The following is a 19,526-nucleotide window of genomic DNA, read 5'->3' as shown; positions in this document are numbered from 1 at the left end:
ACTCGGTGTTCTGCACGGTGGCGCCGGTCACGATGACGATGATGGCGGTGGCGCGCGTGGGCGCGCCGGTGGCGTCGCAGGCGGGCATGATCGGGCCGGTGTCGACGCTGCTGCTGGGCTGGTGGCTGTTGGGCGAGCCGATCACGATTTGGCAGATTGCCGGCAGTGCGCTCGTGCTTGCCGGGATGGCGCTGCTGTCACGCCGTCGCGGCTGACGGGCGGCCGGTCGAAATAATCCAAATAACAATCACAAGGAGTCAGACAGATGGACTTGGGCCTGAAAGGCAAGCGTGCGCTGGTGTGCGGCGCAAGCAAGGGATTGGGCTTTGCGTGCGCCGACGCGCTGGCTGCCGAAGGCGTGGACGTGGTGATCGTCGCGCGCGGTGCCGAAGCGTTGTCGGCAGCAGCCGAGCGCATCCGCACGGCGCACGGCGTGCGCGTGGAAGCCGTGGCAACCGACATCACCACACCGGAAGGCCGTGCCGAAGCGCTGCTGGCGTGCGAGCGCCTGGGCGGCTCGCCCGACATCCTCATCAACAATGCAGGCGGCCCGCCGCCGGGCAACTTCCGCGATTGGGATCGCGACGCATGGAATGCCGCGCTCAACGCCAACATGCTCACGCCCATCGACCTCATCAAAGCCACTGTCGACAAGATGATCGAGCGCCGCTGGGGCCGCATCGTCAATATCACCAGCGGTGCCGTCAAGGCGCCGATCGACGTGCTGGGCTTGTCCAACGGCGCGCGCTCGGACTGACCGGCTTCGTGGCCGGTCTGGCCCGTGAAGTCGCCAAGCACGGCGTGACCATCAACAATCTGCTGCCGGGCCAGTTCGAGACCGACCGCTTGACCAAGACGCTGGAAGCGGGTGCTAAGGCGGCCGGCATCAGCGCAGAAGAGAATTTCGACCGCAAGCGCCAGGGCAATCCGGCCCGACGCTTCGGCCAACCTGCCGAATTTGGCGCCGTGTGTGCCTTCCTGTGCAGCCAGCACGCCGGCTACCTGAATGCCCAAAACATCCTGCTGGATGGCGGCAGCTTCCCTGGCACCTTTTAAGCCAATCACCATGACTACCCTTATGCCTGAAAGCGCGGCCCGCAAACGCCGCGTCGCCTTGATCGCACACGACCACAAGAAAGACGACATGGTCGCTTTCGCACAAACGCACCAGGCCTTCCTCTCGCAATGCGACCTGCTGGCGACCGGCACCACCGGCGGCCGCCTGGAGAAGGAAGTCGGCCTGACCGTGCAGCGCATGCTGTCCGGCCCGTGGGGCGGCGACCTGCAGATTGGCGCGCAACTGGCCGAAGGCCGTGTCGACGCCGTTATCTTCCTGCGCGACCCGATGACGCCGCAGCCGCACGAACCCGACATCAACGCGCTGGTTCGTGCCTGCGACGTCCACAACATTCCCTGCGCCACCAACCTCGCAACCGCCGACCTGGTGATGTCGGCCCTGCAACAGGTGGCGCCCGATCCGAAGGAGATCCACGCATGACACAAGCGAAAGCCATCCGCATCTTCGAGACTGGCGGGCCCGAAGTGATGCAATACGTCGATGTCGACGTGCCTGCACCCGGCCCCGGCGAGGCCACCATCAAGCAGCACGCCATCGGCCTCAACTACATCGACGTCTATTTCCGCACCGGGCTGTATCCGCAGCCGCTGCCGGGCGGTATCGGCATGGAAGCCTCAGGGGTGGTGGAAGCGGTGGGAGAGGGCGTCACGCACGTCAAGCCCGGCGACCGCGTCGCCTATGCCGGCCGCCCCACCGGCGCCTACGCTGCGGTGCGCACGATGCCGGCCGACATTCTCGTGCGCCTGCCGGATGCGATCGACTTTGAAACCGGCGCAGCGATGATGCTGCAGGGCATGACCGCGCAATACCTGATCCGCGACAGCTACCGCGTGCAGCCCGGCGATACGGTGCTGTTTCACGCAGCCGCTGGCGGGGTGGGTTTGATTGCTTGCCAGTGGCTAAAGGCGCTCGGCGCCACGGTGATCGGCACCGTCGGCAGCGATGCCAAGGCCGAACTTGCCCGCGGGCACGGCTGCGATCACACCATCGTCTACACGCGCGAGAACTTTACCGAACGCGTGCGCGAAATCACGGGCGGCAAGGGCGTGCCGGTGGTCTACGACGGCATTGGTAAAGACACGTTCACGGGTTCGCTGGATTGCCTCGCGCCGCGCGGGATGATGGTCACGTACGGCAACGCATCGGGCCCCGTGCCGCCGGTTGACCTCAGCGTGCTGAGTGCAAAGGGCTCGCTCAAGATCACGCGCCCGACGCTGATGACCTACACGGCGCGGCGCGAGCTGCTGGAACCGATGGCGGCAGAGTTGTTCGATGTGGTGAGCAGCGGCAAGGTGAAGATCGAGATTCACCAACGCTACGATCTGCAGAACGCGGCGCAGGCGCACCGCGATCTGGAAGCGCGCAAGACGACCGGTTCGACGATCCTCTTGCCGTAAGTTGAGGCGTTACCGCCCGGTGGGCGTCACCCGCCGGGCGGCGGCAAAGCGCACGTCCTCGCGCACGCGGTCGGGCAGGCCGCGCAGCAACATGTGCAGCGCAAACGGCACCAGCACGATGTCGTCCACCCAGCCGATCACCGGGATGACATCCGGGATCAGGTCGACCGGCGATACCACATACCCCACCAACAGCAGCGCAGCCGGCGCGAGCCACCACGGCTTGTCCGGATGGCGCAACGCAAACCACAGCAGGCGCACGTCGTTGCGCACCACGCTCCACAGGCGGAAAAGTCGTCCGAACATCGTGGGCTCCTTGATGAAAAGCCGGCGTCACATGAGAACGCTTGGCCGGCAAACCATCGTATCAGCTTGGGGAAACGGCCCGGTTTTCAAGGTGAGGCCCGATCGTCCATGAAAAAAGCCGGCCCTCTTGCGAGGTGCCGGCTTTTGCCGCAACGAACCTGTTCAAGGTCCGTAGCGCGCAGTAGGACCGTGGGCAGGTTAGCCTGGAATCTTGCCTTCCACGCCTTCCACGTAGAAGTTGATGCCGTGCAGGAAGCCGTCGTCGGCGACCTTGTCGGCGGGCAGGACTTCCTTGCCGGTGTTGTCCTTGAGCGGACCCTTCCAGATCGGTGCCGAGCCGTCGATGATGCCCTTCTTGCGGGTTTCGATCAGCGTCTTCACGTCTTCCGGCACCACGGCGTTGTAGGCGCCCAGGTCGATGGCGCCTTCCTTCAGGCCCACCACACGGTTTCCGGCTTCCACTTGTTTTCGAGCACGTCGCCGACGACCTTGGTGTAGTACACGCCCCACTTGTTCATCGAGGCGGCCAGGTGGGCTTTCTCGCCGAACTTGGTCATGTCGCTGTCCCAGCCGATGGCGTAGACGCCTTTTTCCTGCGCGGTCTGCACGACGGCGGCGGAGTCGGTGTTCTGCATCAGCACGTCAACGCCCTGGCCGATGAGGGTGGTGGCCGCTTCGCGCTCCTTGCCCGGGTCGAACCACTTGTTGACCCACACCACGCGGGTGGTGGCCTTCGGGTTGACGCTGCGTGCGCCCAGCGTGAACGAATCGATGTTGCGAATCACCTCGGGGATGGGCACCGAGCCCACCACGCCCAGCTTGCCCGACTTGCTCATCTTGCCGGCCACCACGCCCGCCAGGTATGCGCCTTCATACGTGCGCACATCGTACTGACCGAGGTTGTCCGCGGTCTTGAAACCGGTGGCGTGCTCGAACTTCACGTCCGGGAATTCCTTGGCGACCTTGAGCATCGATTCCATGAAGCCGAAGCTCGTGCCGAAGATGACCTTGTTGCCCTGCGTGGCGAGATCGCGGAACACGCGCTCGGCGTCCGCGGCGCTTTCGGGGACGCTCTCGACGAAGTTGGTCTTGACCTTGTCGCCGAACTTGGCTTCGACCTTGCGGCCGGCGTCGTGGGCGTACGTCCAGCCTGCGTCGCCCACCGGGCCGACGTAGACGAACGCAACCTTCAGCGGCTCATTGGCCGGCGCCGGTGCGGCAGCGGCGGGGGCCGACGACGCGCGGGCGCGGCATTGCCGCCGGCGTTGTCGTTGGACTTGCCGCAACCCCAGAGGGTCAGGGCAGCGCCGGCGGCCAGGGCGGCCAGCGTGATCCTGCGAGTGACGTTCATCGATTTCTCCTGTTGTGTGGCTCGTTGACTGTGTTGAAGCAAATAAAAGCGGAATGCAGAAGCTGAGGCTGCATGCAGTTTAGGCAGCCCCGGGGCGGAACGGCTTGCCAAGCGATGCGGGCATGTTCAGGCGAATCCAGTCCGGATTGCGCGAGATGATGGCCAGCACGACGATGGTGGCCGCAAACGGCGCCATCGACAGAATCTGCGACGGCACCGACACGCCCATCCCTTGCAGGTGGAATTGCAGGATCGTCACGCCGCCGAACAGCAGCGCACCGAACAGGATGCGCAGCGGGCGCCAGGTGGCAAAGGTGGTCAGCGCGAGGGCAATCCAGCCGCGGCCGGCGACCATGTTCTCGACCCACATCGGCGTGTAGACCAGTGACAGGTACGCGCCCGCCAGCCCGCAGCATGCGCCGCCAAACAGCAGCGCGCCAAAGCGGACGGTGCGCACCGGATAGCCAGTGCATGCGCCGACTCCGGCGATTCACCGATCGCGCGCAGCGTGAGGCCAGCACGCGTCTTGAACAGGAACCACGCAATCGCGCCGCACAGCAGCAGGCTGAAATAGACCATCCAGTGGTGCGCGAAGAGGGCAGGGCCGACAAACGGAATCGACTCCAGCCGGGGATGCCGTGCGCCTGCGCCGGCAGCGACATGCCGACAAAGCGCTGGCCCATGAAGGCCGACAGCCCGGTGCCGAAAATCGACAGCGCAAGGCCCGTGGCGACCTGTTGGTGACGAGCACCAGCGCCAGCCATGCAAACAGCGACGCCATCACCATGCCAGCAATCGCGCCGGCAGCAAAACCCAGCAGCGGAATCTGCGTCTGGTAGCCGACCATGAAACCGACCACGGCGGCGACCAGCATCATCCCTTCGGCGCCGAGGTTGAGCACGCCGGAGCGCTCGTTCATCAAGAGGCCAAGGGCAGCCAGCAGCAGCGGGTGCCGGCGTTGATCGACGCGGCGATCAGGGAGCGAGACTTTCCATATCAGTGGTGCGCGCGCCAGCGCAGGCGGTATTCGATGAGCGTGTCGCAGGCGAGCAGGAAGAACAGCAGCATCCCCTGGAACACTCCGGTAATGGCCGACGGCAGTCCCAGGCGCGATTGCGCAAGCTCGCCGCCGATATAGAAGAGCGACATCACGATCGCGCCCAGCACGGTGCCCACCGGATTCAGGCGCCCGACGAACGCCACCACGATTGCGGCAAAGCCGTAGCCGGGGGAAATGGATGGCAGCAGTTGCCCGATCGGCCCGGTGACTTCAAAGGCGCCGGCAACGCCCGCCAGGCCGCCCGACACCAGCAGCGCCGTCCACAGCGCCGCCCGCGACGAAGCCCGCATAGCGCGCGGCTTGCGGAGCCAAGCCACCGACTTGAAGGCGATAGCCCGCAAAGCTGCGAAAGACGAACAACGTCATCGCCGCCGTCATCACGAGCATGAACAGAAAGCCGACGTGCAGGCGCGTGCCGGCCACGAGCGTCGGCAGGACGAACGCGCTGTCGAACACGATCGACTGCGGGAAGTTCATGCCGTTCGGGTCTTTCAACGGCCCGTTGACCACGTACAGCAGCAGCAATTGCGCGATGTACGTGAGCATGAGGAGACGAGGATCTCGTTGGCATGAAAGCGATCGCGCAGCAGCGCAGTGATCGCCGCCCACAGCGCGCCGCCAATGAGGCCGGCAACGATGGCCAGCACCAGCGCAACGCCGCCGGGGATGGCGGGCGTTGGCGTATCGTAGATGATGGTGGCCGCTGCAAAGATGCCGCCCACGATGAGCTGCCCCTCCGCGCCGATGTTCCACACGTTGGCGCGATAGCACACCGACAAGCCCAGCGCGCACAGCACCAGCGGCACGGTCTTGAGCAGCACTTCACCAATCGCCCGCTTGCTGACCAGCGGTTCGACCAGGAACACGCGCAGGCCCGCCACCGGATCCTTGCCGAGCAGCGCGAACAGCAGCAAGCCGAACACCATCGTCAGCACCAGCGCGATGAGCGGCGAGAGCGTAGGCCATGGTGCGCGACGGAATGGCGCGCAACTCCAGCGAAACCGGCAGCGCCAGACGGCTGCCATGCATGACGTCAGCCATGGGCCACCTCCGAGCTGGCGGCGGCCGGCGCCGACGCTGTCCCATGCCGCTCATCCACAGGCCGATCTGTTCGCGGTCGGTGGCGTGCGTGGGGGTGGAAGGGGAGAGGCGCCCGTTGGCGATCACGTGCAGGCGATCGCACAGCGCAAAGAGTTCGTCGAGTTCTTCCGACACGATGAGGATGGCGCAGCCCCCGCCTTGAGCGCGAGGATTTCGTTGTGGATCTGCGCCGCCGCGCCCACGTCGACGCCCCAGGTGGGCTGCGCGACGATGAGCACGCGCGGCGCGCATTCGATTTCGCGGCCGACGATGAATTTCTGCAGGTTGCCGCCCGACAGGCTCTTGGCCAATGCGTCCGGGCCGCCGGCCTTGACGCCAAAGCGGCTGATGATGCCGGTGGCCAGCTTGGCGGCAGCCTTCTTGTCGATGAGCCCGCCGCGCACCTGCGGCACGTTGATGCGTCAGCAGCGTATTGGCCGCCAGCGACAGCGATGGCACGGCGCCGCGCCCAAGGCGCTCTTCCGGCACGAACGACAGCCCGCGCTTGCGGCGCGCAGGTCCAGCTTGGCAACCGGCTCGTTGCCGATGCTGATGGTCTGTGCCGACGCGCGAGTGTCTTCGCCGGACAGGGCTGCCAGCAGTTCCTGTTGCCCGTTGCCCGATACGCCTGCGATGCCGACGATCTCGCCGCTGCGCAATTGCAGGGCGATGTCGCTCTGTCGCAAAGGCGTGGGCCTTGGGCAGCGACAGGCCGGCCACCTCCATGCGCACCTCGCCCGGTGTGGTCTGGGGGCGCAATTCGCGCGGAGGCTCGCCACCGATCATCATGCGCGACAGCGACGCCGCCGTTTCCTGGCGCGGGTCGCACACGCCCGTGACCTTGCCCATGCGCATCACCGTGGCGGTGTGGCACAGGGCCTGGATCTCGTCGAGCTTGTGGCTGATGTAGAGGATGCTCGTGCCTTCTGCGGCCAACTGGCGCAGCGTCACGAAGAGCTTTTCGACGGCCTGCGGCGTCAGCACCGAGGTCGGCTCGTCAAGGATCAGCAGGCGCGGCTTAGTGAGCAGCGCGCGCACGATTTCCACGCGCTGGCGCTCGCCCACGGAAAGCGTATGCACATGGCGATGCGGCTCCAGCGGCAGGCCGTATTTCTCGCCCGTGCTGCGCACCTGATCAGCCACGTCGCGCAGGTCGGTGCCTGCGGGCAGGCCGAGCAGGATGTTCTCCGCCACCGTGAGCGTGTCGAACAGCGAGAAGTGCTGGAACACCATGGCGATGCCCAGCGCGCGCGCCTGGTGCGGATTGGCGATCTCGACGCGCTGGCCGTCGAGCTGCATCTCACCGGCGTCAGGCTGCACTGCGCCGAAGATGATCTTCATCAGCGTCGACTTGCCGGCGCCGTTTTCGCCCAGCACGGCGTGGATCTCGCCCGGCGCGACAGTCAGGCTGACGCCGTCGTTGGCGACCACGCTCGGGTAGCGCTTGGTCATGCCCGTCAGCGACAGGCGTGGTGGGAGTGGTGTCACAACAGTTGGCTCGTGGTTTCCGTGCCGCTCACCGTGCGAATGCGCATCGGAGGCGGTCTCTTTTTGGGTGTTGACGACACTTCACAACAGGCAACGCCGACGCAGGTTCGCGCCGACGCATCGCAGCAATCATCATGGTTGGCTGATGCTTGCCATCAGCGGCAAATTATATCGTTCGGCACCGCGCCGGGCGGCGATTTCGGCCCGCTAGCGCCTGCCTCGTACGAGGGGTGGCGGAGTGCAAATCCCGTGCCGGGCGCATTGGGGCCATTTGCCGGTTCCAGCTTGTCATGCCGACGTATGCAGGTGGCACGCGCAGCCCTCGGGTGGGGCGCGCAGGCCGTCTTGCACCTGCCCGGTGCGCGCACGCGGCGCGCCGCTTTGCGCTACAGTTCTCGGTTTGCTCCGGCGCGGGCCTCCCGTCCGCCGGCGCGTCAAGTTCTCCCTCATGACTGCTCCCGCTCCCGCACGATCCCGCATGCCCGGCCCAATCCCTGGCTGGCTCCTGCTGCTTGGCGCGCTTACGGCCATCGGCCCGCTCTCGGTCGACATGTACCTGCCGAGCCTGCCGACCATCGCGCGCGACCTGAATACGTCGTCGGCTGCGGCGGGGCTCACGCTGACCGTTTTCCTGATCAGCCTGGCGATCGGCCAGCTGATCTACGGCCCGGCCAGCGATCGGTTTGGCCGCAAGCGCCGCTCTACATCGGCCTGGCGATGTACGTCGCAGCCTCCATCGGCTGCGCCTTCGCCAAGGACGCCACGATGCTGGCCGTGCTGCGCGGCGTGCAGGGGTTTGGCGGCTGTGCGGGCATGGTCATCGCACGCGCTGCGGTGCGCGATCGCATGGATCCGGCCGGCGCCGCACAGGCGTATTCGACGCTGATGCTGGTCATGGGCGTGGCGCCCATCCTGGCGCCGATGATTGGCGGCGCGGTGCTGCAGTTCGCAACGTGGCGCGTCATCTTTGCTTTGCTGACGGCGTTTGGCGTGCTGTCGCTGGTGGCCGTGCATTACCTGATGCGTGAGTCGCTCGCGCCCGAGCAGGCGCGCAAGCTGGCAGTCGGCCACGTGCTGCGCGACTACTGGGAGCTCCTGCGCGATCACCACTACGCTGCCTATATGTGGTGCGGGGCGGTGTTTCTGTCGGGCATGTTTGCGTACATCACCGTGTCGTCGTTCGTGCTGATCGATGGTTACGGGCTGACCCCGTCGCACTATGCATGGGTGTTCGGCAGCAATGCGGCCGGGATGATCGCCGCCTCGCGCGTCAATGTGCGGCTGGTGCGCAAGTATTCGCCGGCGCGCGTGCTGCGGCGGGCGCTGTGGGTGCCGGCCATCACGAGCGTGCTGGCCGCCGCGGCGGCCGCGGCTGGCTTTACGCCGCTGCCGCTCGTGCTCGCGGCGCTGTTCTGCTACATCGCGTCGATCGGCTGCATTTCGCCCAACACCGGCGCGCTCGCAATGGCGGGGCAGGGCGCGCGTGCGGGGACGGGCTCGGCGCTCATGGGCGCCATGCAATTCGGCCTGGGCATGGTGACGGGCACGGTGGTCGCCGCCATCGGACAGACCGCGCTTCCGCTGCTGGGCATGATGGCCGTCTGCGCCGTCGCCGCGCTTGTTCTGGGTCTGCGCGTCACGCGCGAAGAGCCCGGCGCCTGATCCCTGCTGTTCCTTCTGTTCCTCTACGCCTCCTGTTCTGGAGGCGTCTTTCTCCTTTCATATGACTCTGGCATAACATGCCGTCACGCTCACCGTGCCGGCACCTATGATGAGTGCAGCCGGGCGGCTTCAGCCCCGACTTGGCCCTGAGTGACTAAGGGTAACTTCTTATACAGAATTTATCGACAATTTATTAACGTATCGCTTTCGTTTTCAAACGCGCGCCGTTTTTCCGGGATCTTCCCGCCAACGGTGCAGACGAGACGGGGGTTAAGTTGCAGTGCACAATTCACCGGCTGGGCGAACTCGCGCTGTTGTGCGAAGTGCCGCCACCGGCCACCCTGAATTGCCAGCAGCGGATCTGGGCCATGGCGTCGCGCGCGTCCAACTGGGCGGGCGTGGTCGACGTGGTGCCCGGCATGAACAACCTCACGCTCGTGTTCGGTCCGTTGGCCGATGCGCAGCGATTGACCACCCAACTGCGCGAAGCCTGGGACGAAAGCCAGGCGCTGGTGGCCGACGGCAAACTCGTCGACATCGAAGTCGCCTATGGCGGTGACGAAGGTCCCGATCTGCGCGAAGTCGCCAAGCACACCGGCCTGAGTACGGCTGAAGTCGTGCGCCGCCACACTGCGCCGGAATACATCGTCTATTTCCTGGGCTTCCAGCCCGGCTTTGCCTACATGGGCGGGCTCGACAAGTCGCTCGCCACACCGCGTCGCGCCGAGCCGCGCATGGCCGTGCCGGCTGGCTCGGTCGGCATCGGCGGCGAGCAGACCGGCATCTACCCGGCCGCATCCCCCGGTGGCTGGCAACTGCTTGGCCGCACAGACGCGGCGCTCTTCATGCCGCAGCGCAATCCCCCCACGCTGTTGGCGCCTGGAGACCGCATCCGCTTTGTTGCCTCGAAGGTGCGCGCATGAGTTCGAAACCCCAACCCATGATCGAGATCGTGCGGGCCGGCGTGCTGGCGTCTGTGCAGGACCTGGGCCGCACCGGCTATCGCCGCTTTGGCGTGTGCACGTCGGGCGCGCTGGATCCGCTCTCCCTGTATGTGGGCAACCGCCTGGTCGGCAACCGCAGTGATGCCGCGGGCATCGAGTTCACGCTGGGCAACGCCACGCTGCGCTTCCACGCCAATGGATTGATCGCGCTGACGGGCGCCGATTGCCGCGCCACGCTCGACGGCGCGCCGGTGCATGCGTGGCGCGCCATCCCTGTGCAGCGCGGTCAGACGCTGACCTTGCGTGTGGCGCAGGGCGGCGTGCGCGCGTATCTCTGCGTGGCCGGCGGCATCGATGTGCCGGAGATGATGGGCTCGCGCAGTACCGATCTGAAAGCCGGCTTTGGCGGCTTCGAAGGGCGCGCGCTCAAGGACGGCGACAGGCTGCCCGTACTGCCCGCCGATACGACGTACGCCCCCGACATCAGCGGTGACACCGTTGCCGTGAAGGCAGCCCGCTGGACATTCGACCGTGCGCAGAAGGACACGCCTGTCATGCGCGTGCTGCCCGGACCTGAGTACGACGATTTCGTTGCCGATGCACAAGCCGCATTCTGGGAATCGGACTGGACGCTCACGCCCAACAGCAACCGCATGGGTTTTCGCCTGCAAGGGCCGGAACTCAAGCGCAAGAAGCAGCGCAGCGGCGATCTGCTCTCGCACGGCGTGGTGCCGGGCGTGATCCAGGTGCCGCCGTCGGGCCAGCCCATTGTGCTGATGGCCGATGCGCAAACCACGGGCGGCTATCCGAAGATCGGCTCCGTCATCCTGGCTGACCAATGGCGCCTGGCGCAGATTCCGCTCGGCACCCGCGTGCGCTTCGAGCGCGTGACGCTGGAAGAAGCCGAAGCCGCCCGCGCCGACGTGGCACGGTATCTGCAGCAAATCGAAACCGCGCTGGATTGGCAGCGCCAAGGCATTCTGTCGAGCGCGCATCGCACCGCCAAGACGCGACTGAACGCCTGATGCACCGGAAGACAACACCATGACTGCAATTGATCTGAATGCCGACCTTGGCGAAGGCTGCGACACCGACGAGGCGCTCCTCACCCTGGTGAGTTCGGCCAACATCGCGTGCGGCTGGCACGCCGGCGACGTCAACACGATGCGCCAGACGGTGGGCTGGGCGCTGCGCCAGGGCGTGTCGATCGGCGCGCATCCGAGCTTTCCCGATCGCGAGAACTTTGGCCGCACTGAAATGCACCTCCCGCCGGATGAAATCTACGCGGGCGTGCTGTTCCAGATCGGTGGGCTTTCAGCGATCGTGCGTGCGCAGGGCGGCAAGCTGGCGCACGTGAAGGCGCACGGCGCGCTGTACAACCAGGCTTCGCGCGACCGGCCGCTGGCCGTCGCCATCGTGCGCGCGATCCGCGATTTCGATCCGTCGCTGGTGGTGTTTGGCCTGGCGGGCGGCGAGCTGGTCAAGGCCGCGCGTGAACTTGGCCTGCAGGCCAAGGAAGAGGTGTTTGCCGATCGCGGTTACAACCCGGACGGCTCGCTCGTCAAACGCGGCACGCCCGGCGCCCTCATCGACAGCGAAGATGCCGCGCTGGACCAGACGCTGACGATGGTGCGCGAGCAGCGCGTGAAGGCCATCGACGGCACGTGGGTTCCGATCCGCGCGGAAACGGTTTGTCTGCACGGCGACGGCGCGCATGCGCTGGCGTTCGCGCGACGCATTCGGGAACGGCTTGGCAGCGAAGGCATCGCTGTCCGTGCCGGCGCCTGAGCCACGGCCCCGTCCTTCCAGCGGGGCTTTTTATTAACTTGGGGGAAGCACCACATGGGTACGGCAGTGAATCTATGGCCGCTGATCGGGGTGGTCGTCATCATCGCGGGGTTCATCCTGCGATTCAATCCGATGCTGGTGGTGGCCGTGGCCGCCATCGCCACCGGCTTTGCGGCATCGATGTCCATCGAACAAATCCTGACGGCGATCGGGACGGGCATCATCAAGACGCGGACGTTGCCGCTGATCATCCTGCTGCCGCTCGCGGTGGTGGGCCTGCTCGAGCGCCACGGCTTGCGTGAACACGCGCAGAACTGGATCGCGCGCATTCAGTCGGCCACCGTTGGCCGTCTGCTGATCGTCTACCTCGCCGTGCGCGAGCTGACGGCAGCTGCCGGTCTGACGAGCCTTGGCGGTCATCCGCAGATGGTGCGTCCGCTGCTGGCCCCGATGGCCGAAGGCGCTGCCGAGAACCGTTTCGGCAAGCTGCCGGCGCCGGTGCGTGAACGCCTGCTGGCGTTCTGCGCCGCGACCGACAACGTCGGCCTGTTCTTCGGTGAAGACATCTTCGTGGCCTTCGGCGCCATCGCGCTGATGCACACGTTCCTGCTCGGCTCGGGCATCGACGTGGAACCGCTGCATATCGCCGTGTGGGGCATCCCGACTGCGGTCTGCGCATTCCTGATCCACTCGGTGCGCCTCAAGCGCCTGGACGGCTGGCTTGCCCGTGAGATGGGCACCGCCGCAAACACCAACGCCGCCGCGGCCAAGCAGGGGTAAGCCATGATTCTGTCGATCAACTATCTGTACTGGCTGGCCGGGATCATCCTGACGATCACCGCGCTGATGACCTTTGCCGACAAGAACCACCCGCGCCGCTGGACCACGGGCCTGTTCTGGGCGATCTTCGCCGTCATCTTCCTCGTTGGCGACAAGCTCCCGCCGATCGTGGTGGGCGTGGGTGCCGTGGTGATGGCACTGCTGGCCGGCACGGGCGGCGTGACGCTGGGCAAGCACGGTGAACTGCCGGCGGAAGAACGCCGCGCATCCGCCAAGCGCCTGGGCAACCGCCTGTTCATTCCGGCGCTGACCATTCCGCTGGTCACCGTCATCGGCAGCGTGTTCCTGAAGGACGTGAAGATCGGCGGCGACCTGCTGCTCGATCCGAAGAACCAGACGTTCGTCTCGCTGGGCCTGGGCTGCATCATCTCGCTGGCGCTGGCGTGCTGGTTGACGCGTGACACGCCGGTGCAGGCCATGCGTGAGTCACGGCGGCTGACGGAGTCGCTCGGCTGGGCGTTGGTGCTGCCGCAGATGCTGGCCATGCTGGGCCTCGTCTTTGCCGATGCCGGCGTGGGCAAGGCCGTGGCGCACCTGACCACCGCCTACATCAACATGGACTATCGCCTCGTCGCGGTCGTCGTCTATTGCGTGGGCATGGCGCTGTTCACCGTCATCATGGGCAACGGCTTTGCGGCGTTCCCGGTCATGACGGGCGGGGTGGGGGTGCCCATTCTGGTGGGCGTGTTCCATGCCAACCCGGCGGTGATGGCGGCGATCGGCATGTTCTCGGGCTACTGCGGCACGCTGATGACCCCGATGGCGGCGAACTTCAATATCGTGCCCGCCGCGCTGTTGGAGTTGTCCGATAAGAACGCCGTGATCAAAGCGCAAGTCCCGACCGCGCTACTGTTGCTTGCAGCCAATATCGTGCTCTTGTACTTCCTGATGCTGCACTAATCGTGTTTAATGCGACGCGTGCGGTGCGCGTCACGCTGGCGGTTCTCAGCCGGCGGACGCCACCGAGCGCGGTCGCTGCCCGCGAGACAAGGGCACGCGGTCGTAGACCTCGCATCGTGCTCTTCTCCGGGGGGATTCATGAGCAGCCAGATGACGAGCGGCCGTTCCATGTCGGGACGCCTTTTTTGTGTTCTCGCAGCCAGCGCGCTGTCGTTGATTTCCGCCGCGCAAGCCCGTGCGGAAACGCTCCGGAGGCCACGCCGTATCCGGCCCTCAATTTCCATACGCAAAACCTGCAGGCCTTCGCAAGTGCCGTCAGCAGCGCCACCAATGGCGGGCTCAAGCTTGAGGTCTATCCGAACGGCACGCTGCTCAAGCCGGCTGCCATCTTTGACGGCGTCAAGGACGGCAAGGCCGAAGCCGGCGAGGTGATGCTGTCGACGCTGGCCCAGCGCGATCCGCTGTTCGGCGTAGATTCGATTCCTTTCGTGGTATCGGGCTACAACGATGCGCGCCTGCTGTGGGATGCCTCGCGCAGCCACATCGAAGCGTTGATGAAGGCCAACGGATTGCGCCTGCTGTACGCCGTGCCCTGGCCGCCGCAGAACCTGTATTCCGAAACACCGATTGCCCGTTTGTCCGACCTGAAGGGACATCGTTTGCGCACGTATAACGCGGCGCAAAAGCGCATTGCCGAGTTGTATGGCGCGCAGGCCGTGCAGGTGGAAGCCGCAGACCTGACCGCCGCGATTGCCGGTGGCCGCATCGACACCATGGTCACCTCGCCGTCCACCGGTCTGGAGACGAAGGCCGGCCAGCGCATGACGTACTACTACAAGGTCAATGCGTGGATTCCGAAGAATGCCGTGTTCGTGAACGAAGCGCGCTTTGCCAAGCTCCGCCAGCAATGCAGCAGACGGTGCTCAAGCTCGCCAAGGATTACGAAACGCGCGGTTGGGATTCCAGCCGCCAGACCTACGAGCGCGATGAAGCCGAACTCGCCAAGACCGGCGTGCGTGTGCTCAATCCTGACGTGACCCTGCAGGGCGACATGCGCCGCCTGGGCGAGCGTCTGACGCGAGAATGGCTGCACACCGCGGGCACGGAAGAAGTCGACATCCTGTTGAACTTCGAGAACAAGCGCAGCAAGGCAAACTGACGCCGCAACGCGCTTGGGCATGATGTTCGACGGACGTTTATCATCGTTTTTGTCTTACGCAGCAAGCAGGAGAACGTCATGCCTACCGTCCTCGTCACCGGTTTCGATCCGTTCGAGAACGAACCCATCAATCCGTCGTGGGAAGCCGTGCGCACCCTCGACGGGCAGAAATCGCAGGCGCCGACATCGTCGCGCGCCAGTTGCCGACCATTTTTGGCGAGTCCAACAAAGTGCTCGGCAAGTTGCTGCAGACGCTGCAGCCGGATGTGGTGGTCGCCGTGGGGCAGGCCGGTGGCCGTGCCGAGATGGCGATCGAGCGCATCGCCATCAATGTCGACGACGCGCGCATTGCCGACAACGCCGGCAAGCAACCGATCGATATCGCCATCGCGAGTGACGGGCCGGCCGCGTATTTTTCAACGCTGCCGATCAAGGCCATCGTGCGCGAACTGCGTGCGGGCGGTGTTCCTGCGTCGGTTTCGCAGACGGCGGGCACCTTTGTCTGCAATCACGTCTTCTATGGGTTGATGCACGCCATCGCCCGCCACAAGCTGCCCACGCGCGGCGGCTTCATCCACATCCCGTATCTGCCGTCGCAGGCGGCCAAGCACCCGGGGCAACCGAGCATGGCGCACGACACCATCGTCGCCGGGCTGCGCATCGCCATCGAGACAACGCTGCGCACGCTGCACGACGTACGGGAAACCGGCGGCCAGCTGCACTGAGCCGGCGCGGCGGCACGCGCTCCGGTCAGTCCGTGAAGCGCGTATGTCGTTGCAGCTCAATGCGCACCGGCGTGCCCGGCGCCGCATAGGCGGAGGTGATCGGTGCCGTGTCGGTCGTGGGCCATTCGACTTCGATGGCCGCGGGCGCTTCGTCGTGCAATACGGGCGAGCGCTGCAATTCGGGCGCCGTCTTCGCGTGCGCGACGGGCTGCGGCAATGCTCGCGGTCGTATTCGTTTCACCGGCAATTGCGTCAAGGCTGGTGGTGCTGCAGCGAGGACCGGCGCGGCAACTTCCGTTTCGTCGAGCGCCATGTCGGGTGCCTGGACAACGTTGGTCGCGGCTGTGGTAACGCCTTCGGATTCTGTAGCTTCGCTGGTTTCCGCAAACGTCGCAGGAGAATATTCGAGCGGAAGAGACGGTACGGTCTGCGGGGCGATGGCGGCCACGGTTGCTTGATCCAACCCTGCGGCTGGCTGCCGATGTTGCCCGGTCTGCCAGCCAAGCAGTGCGGCCGCCAACGTGCACGCCATGCCAATCGACAGCCCGGTCATGCGTCGACGCCACTGCCCACGGCCGGCTGTGCCGGTGTCACCGCACGTGTGGGCTACCGGATCGGACGATGCGCTGACCTGTGCCGCGGCGCTGGGCGGCGCGCTGTCGAGTGCAGGCCCGAAGGGCGGCGGCATACGCACCAAGCCCGGTAGGCGCAGGTGTCCGTCGATGATGAAGTTGGGGGATTCCACGTCCGTCTCCGCTGATGGCCGCAGCGCGCATGCAAGCCGGCTGCGCAAGCAGGCGCCATGCTAAGCGGCAGATGGACGGTGGTCGATCAGATTGGTCTTAAGTCGATGCGTGCTGCATCGAAGGCGGAGAGGTCGGTGGCCTGCCGCAGCTGCGCCAGGCCAGGAAGGTGAATGTCAAAGACCTTGACGAGACGTTTAAGGCGCCGGCGACCAATGCGGATCGTTGAGCTGTTTTTCCAGCAAGCGGATCTGCTGCTGCAGCGATTCGACCTGGGTCTGGTACGCACGGCGCTCGATGTCCAGCGCCTTCGTCTCCTGGCGCATGGTCTGCTGTTCGGTCAGCATCTTTTGGCGCTGCGCCTGCATGATGCGGACCTCCTCGCTGAGCGAGGCGGCGCGCTGCTGGGCTGCCTGGGCTTCGCGCTCCAGTTGGGCCTTCTGGCCTGCCGTAACGGCGCGGCGCAGATCATCTTCGGCCCACGTACGGGTCTGGCTGGCCAGCGTTTCGTACGCGCCCTCGGCCGGAGCGACCGACGCAAACTTGTACACACGCCACAGTTCTTTGCGATACGACAGGGCGACGTAGGCCGTGGTGTCTTCGTTGACCAGCAGCAGGCTCGTGCCGTAGTCGCCGTTGTAGGTCGTGCGCAGTTCGGTCAGGCGCTTCTGCGCCAGCAATTGCTGCAGTTCAGCGACGGTGCCGCCCGACGCAGCCGTGGACACTGCCGGCGCTTGTGGTGCACTGGCTTGCGCGTGGACGAGGCCGGCGCCCGCAACCGAGGCTGCGGCAACGAACGTGAGGACGGTTCGGCGGAGTACGAGAGACATCGCAAAGTTCAGAAATCGGAGGCGACGCGACTATATCAGCTTTGTGCGCCCGGCCCCGCAGCGAGCGTACCGATTTGACCTTCCGTCGCCTTTGACTCATGGCGGCGTCGCGCCTCGGCCACGATGGACTGCCATTCGCTGAAAGAAACGCGCTCGCGGAACATCTCGATCAGGAAGTCGCCGACGTCCTGATGCCGCTTTGGCGTGCCAAGCGCGGCTTTCAAGCGCCGCAGCTCTCTCTGCAAACGCGTGACGCGGGCCCGTGCGTTGGCCTGTTGCAATGAGCCGATGGGGAATGTTCTTACGGATGCTTCGGCCGCTGCCAACGCTCGTACGAGGTCGGCACGTTGCTGCTGAAGCGATTCAATCTCGCGCTGGAGTTTACGGCCGCCGTCTGGGGAGGGGATTGCGATTGCTCAGGGCGAGCGATGGCATGGCGCACGTCGGGGCCTCCTGCGATGGGTTGGTATCCCGCTCCCTGACGCCAATCAGGGTGGCCGGGCACAAGGTAGAGTTGGCGTACCGGTATCGCAGGCAACCGGCGAGCGCGAGCGCTCCCCCACCAAGGCCCGACCATAGGAGGCGCTTGATGTACGGGCGTAAAAAAACCGCCAACCGGCGGTCGTACCCGCCTGCGATATTCTCGGACGCCAATCCGAGGTCACGTTGTGTGCGTGAGGGGCCGCAGTATAGCCCAGGGGGCATGCCCTATTTGTGCCACATGGTGATGCAACGATGGGGTGGCCGGGCACAAGGCGAGGTTGGCGTACCGGTGACAAAGGAAACCGGCGAGCGGAAGCGCTCCCTTGCCAAGGCCCGGCCATGAACAAAGCGGGGATCAGCGGCTTTGCATCTCTTTCAGCCACAGGCTCATCAGCCCAGCGCGGCCACGCACGCCGAACTTGCGATAGACGCTCGTGATGTAAGAGTGCGTGGTCGACGTGGCCAGACCGAGCTGTTCCGCAATCTGCTTTTCTGCGGCTTCAGTCAATAACAACTGCAATACCCTGGATTCATGAGGCGCGAGACGCGCCTGCAGTTGCGCCAAGGGACTGTGCTCGGCCGCCGTTCTTGTTGCGGTGACGTTACGTGCCACGCCGATGCGGAGCCGATGCTCCACGTTCCACTGTGCGGACCACGACAAATAGACATCGGTGCCAAGCTGGTGCCGATAGCGATTCTCAAATCCGGTGCATTTAATGCCAGCCTGAACGCGACCCGCTTGCTTTTGCGTTCTGTCGCGGTCGTCAGGCGCCACGAGTTCGAGCATGGTTTGCCCAAGCAGGTCGGAGGGGCGGTAACCAAGAATGTCTTCCCACGCAGCATTGGCGTGACGGATCCGCCCACGCTCGTCGACCAGAAAGACGCCATCTGGAAGACTATTGGCCAACGCGATCGCGCTTACATCCTTGAGGACTTCCATGGTTTGACGCGTTGAGTTGCAATACAAGAGAACCGATGCCAAAGCGCCGATGCGCATTATCAATGCGTGATCGCCATCCCGGATAACGGCGATATGACAGCGCTGCCAGAACTTGCCGCGCTTTGGAAAACGTTGATCTAAGCTCGTTGCACCCAATTGCAGCCGCATGAACGGCGTCTGCTGGCGGGTTCATACCTCTAATTAGCAGGGTGCCAGCCAGAATAGCGTCTGCTATCGTTTTCGACAATATTGGGCATCAGCATCGTGCCTGATAAAAAGTTCAGCGCCCGTGCGGTTCCATGGAGCCGACGCAGGGCGGGTAACGGGGAAAACAGCAAGTCGCCTGGCCGTCGCAGGCCAAACACGTCTCGTAGGCGCGGGGTGAGCGGATTCTCCCCGCGTCTTTGCGAGTTGGCGTTCCGGCGATATGGCTTCGGTGTTGATGCGCGGGCCATCACCAATCCGATCGTTGGTGAGGGAACCTCATAAGAACGAGCCGCAACTTTGAAGAACGGGGAAGCGTCTTTACGCGCTTGACTAACCCCAAGCCCGGGGGCTTGGGGCAGCACTTCTGTCCTTGGCATTGGCAGCAACGCGCAGCAGAGCCCGTCAGGTTATTCCATTCGAGAAAAGAATAATCAATAAGCCTGTTTTGATTTAACGCCCGATTAATATGGATTTGATTTGCAAGGTAAGGTTGTACCAAGATCGCGGACGTTATTTTGCGGTGTTGGTCGCACCGGACACGATGT

The 19,526-nt window shown here is 65.0% G+C and carries 13 protein-coding genes and 8 pseudogenes; 12 read left to right on the top strand and 9 right to left on the bottom strand.

The genetic code is table 11. From position 1 onward, the window contains the following. The 4 genes and pseudogenes from OWR21_RS08720 to OWR21_RS08705 form a co-directional block, all read left to right on the top strand. Nucleotides 1-215 (top strand): EamA family transporter (locus OWR21_RS08720; protein ID WP_332395009.1); only part of this gene is annotated, 215 nt, incomplete at its 5' end. A 50-nt stretch (nucleotides 216-265) separates the two neighbouring features. Next, a pseudogene (locus OWR21_RS08715) lies at nucleotides 266-1,056 on the top strand (SDR family oxidoreductase). Between the two features lie 10 nt (nucleotides 1,057-1,066). Further along, nucleotides 1,067-1,498, top strand: coding sequence for a methylglyoxal synthase (locus OWR21_RS08710; protein WP_332395008.1), 432 nt, complete (start codon nucleotides 1,067-1,069; stop codon nucleotides 1,496-1,498). Beyond that, nucleotides 1,495-2,475, top strand: a complete 981-nt coding sequence (locus OWR21_RS08705) for a quinone oxidoreductase family protein (protein WP_332395007.1) — start codon at nucleotides 1,495-1,497, stop codon at nucleotides 2,473-2,475. Before OWR21_RS08710 ends, OWR21_RS08705 begins: the two co-directional genes overlap by 4 nt. Nucleotides 2,476-2,484: 9 nt before the next feature. Here OWR21_RS08705 and OWR21_RS08700 read toward each other — a convergent pair whose 3' ends face one another. From OWR21_RS08700 to OWR21_RS08680, 5 genes and pseudogenes are all read right to left on the bottom strand, one after another. Next, nucleotides 2,485-2,781 carry a YkvA family protein gene (locus OWR21_RS08700; protein ID WP_332395006.1) on the bottom strand — a complete coding sequence of 99 codons (297 nt, stop codon included), beginning with the start codon at nucleotides 2,779-2,781 and terminating at the stop codon, nucleotides 2,485-2,487. A gap of 198 nt (nucleotides 2,782-2,979) precedes the next feature. After that, nucleotides 2,980-4,132, bottom strand: a pseudogene (locus tag OWR21_RS08695) (BMP family ABC transporter substrate-binding protein). Nucleotides 4,133-4,211: 79 nt separating this feature from the next. Continuing rightward, a pseudogene (locus OWR21_RS08690) lies at nucleotides 4,212-5,127 on the bottom strand (ABC transporter permease). Between the two features lies 1 nt (nucleotide 5,128). Then, nucleotides 5,129-6,233: pseudogene (locus OWR21_RS08685) on the bottom strand (ABC transporter permease). Beyond that, nucleotides 6,226-7,724 (bottom strand): annotated as a pseudogene (locus tag OWR21_RS08680) (ABC transporter ATP-binding protein). The pseudogenes OWR21_RS08685 and OWR21_RS08680 overlap by 8 nt, the downstream one beginning before the upstream one ends. Nucleotides 7,725-8,208: 484 nt before the next feature. Between OWR21_RS08680 and OWR21_RS08675 the strand changes: the two are divergent. The 8 genes and pseudogenes from OWR21_RS08675 to pcp all read left to right on the top strand — a co-directional run bounded on the left by OWR21_RS08675 (nucleotide 8,209) and on the right by pcp (nucleotide 15,778). Then, a pseudogene (locus tag OWR21_RS08675) lies at nucleotides 8,209-9,422 on the top strand (multidrug effflux MFS transporter). A 275-nt stretch (nucleotides 9,423-9,697) separates the two neighbouring features. Further along, the gene (gene pxpB, locus OWR21_RS08670) at nucleotides 9,698-10,345 is read left to right on the top strand and encodes a 5-oxoprolinase subunit PxpB (protein ID WP_316889604.1); all 648 of its coding nucleotides are present in this window, start codon (nucleotides 9,698-9,700) and stop codon (nucleotides 10,343-10,345) included. Further along, complete coding sequence (locus OWR21_RS08665) at nucleotides 10,342-11,391, top strand: biotin-dependent carboxyltransferase family protein (protein WP_332395005.1); 1,050 nt, start codon at nucleotides 10,342-10,344, stop codon at nucleotides 11,389-11,391. Before pxpB ends, OWR21_RS08665 begins: the two co-directional genes overlap by 4 nt. Nucleotides 11,392-11,410: 19 nt before the next feature. Next, the gene (gene pxpA / locus OWR21_RS08660; RefSeq protein ID WP_147214650.1) at nucleotides 11,411-12,154 is read left to right on the top strand and encodes a 5-oxoprolinase subunit PxpA; all 744 of its coding nucleotides are present in this window, start codon (nucleotides 11,411-11,413) and stop codon (nucleotides 12,152-12,154) included. A 54-nt stretch (nucleotides 12,155-12,208) separates the two neighbouring features. Further along, complete coding sequence (locus OWR21_RS08655) at nucleotides 12,209-12,934, top strand: DUF969 domain-containing protein (protein WP_332395004.1); 726 nt, start codon at nucleotides 12,209-12,211, stop codon at nucleotides 12,932-12,934. A gap of 3 nt (nucleotides 12,935-12,937) precedes the next feature. After that, complete coding sequence (locus tag OWR21_RS08650) at nucleotides 12,938-13,894, top strand: DUF979 domain-containing protein (RefSeq protein WP_012762372.1); 957 nt, start codon at nucleotides 12,938-12,940, stop codon at nucleotides 13,892-13,894. A 138-nt stretch (nucleotides 13,895-14,032) separates the two neighbouring features. Continuing rightward, nucleotides 14,033-15,053: pseudogene (locus OWR21_RS08645) on the top strand (TRAP transporter substrate-binding protein). Between the two features lie 78 nt (nucleotides 15,054-15,131). After that, a pseudogene (gene pcp / locus OWR21_RS08640) lies at nucleotides 15,132-15,778 on the top strand (pyroglutamyl-peptidase I). 25 nt (nucleotides 15,779-15,803) lie between these two features. On the opposite strand, the gene OWR21_RS08635 reads toward pcp, so the two are convergent. From OWR21_RS08635 to OWR21_RS08620, 4 genes are all read right to left on the bottom strand, one after another. Next, complete coding sequence (locus OWR21_RS08635) at nucleotides 15,804-16,523, bottom strand: ribonuclease E (RefSeq protein ID WP_316899493.1); 720 nt, start codon at nucleotides 16,521-16,523, stop codon at nucleotides 15,804-15,806. Nucleotides 16,524-16,718: 195 nt separating this feature from the next. Next, on the bottom strand, nucleotides 16,719-17,351 hold the full coding sequence (locus tag OWR21_RS08630; RefSeq protein ID WP_147214653.1) for a DUF2968 domain-containing protein: 633 nt from the start codon (nucleotides 17,349-17,351) through the stop codon (nucleotides 16,719-16,721). A 35-nt stretch (nucleotides 17,352-17,386) separates the two neighbouring features. Continuing rightward, nucleotides 17,387-17,632: a hypothetical protein gene (locus OWR21_RS08625; protein WP_332395003.1), complete on the bottom strand. Its 246-nt coding sequence runs from the start codon at nucleotides 17,630-17,632 to the stop codon at nucleotides 17,387-17,389. 557 nt (nucleotides 17,633-18,189) lie between these two features. After that, nucleotides 18,190-18,942, bottom strand: a complete 753-nt coding sequence (locus OWR21_RS08620; RefSeq protein WP_332395002.1) for a PAS domain S-box protein — start codon at nucleotides 18,940-18,942, stop codon at nucleotides 18,190-18,192. Between the last annotated feature and the right edge of the window lie 584 nt (nucleotides 18,943-19,526).

Source organism: Ralstonia sp. 1B3 (assembly GCF_036631435.1).
The sequence above is the reverse complement of the archived record's forward strand: the minus strand, read 5'-3'. Positions and strand labels throughout refer to the sequence as shown.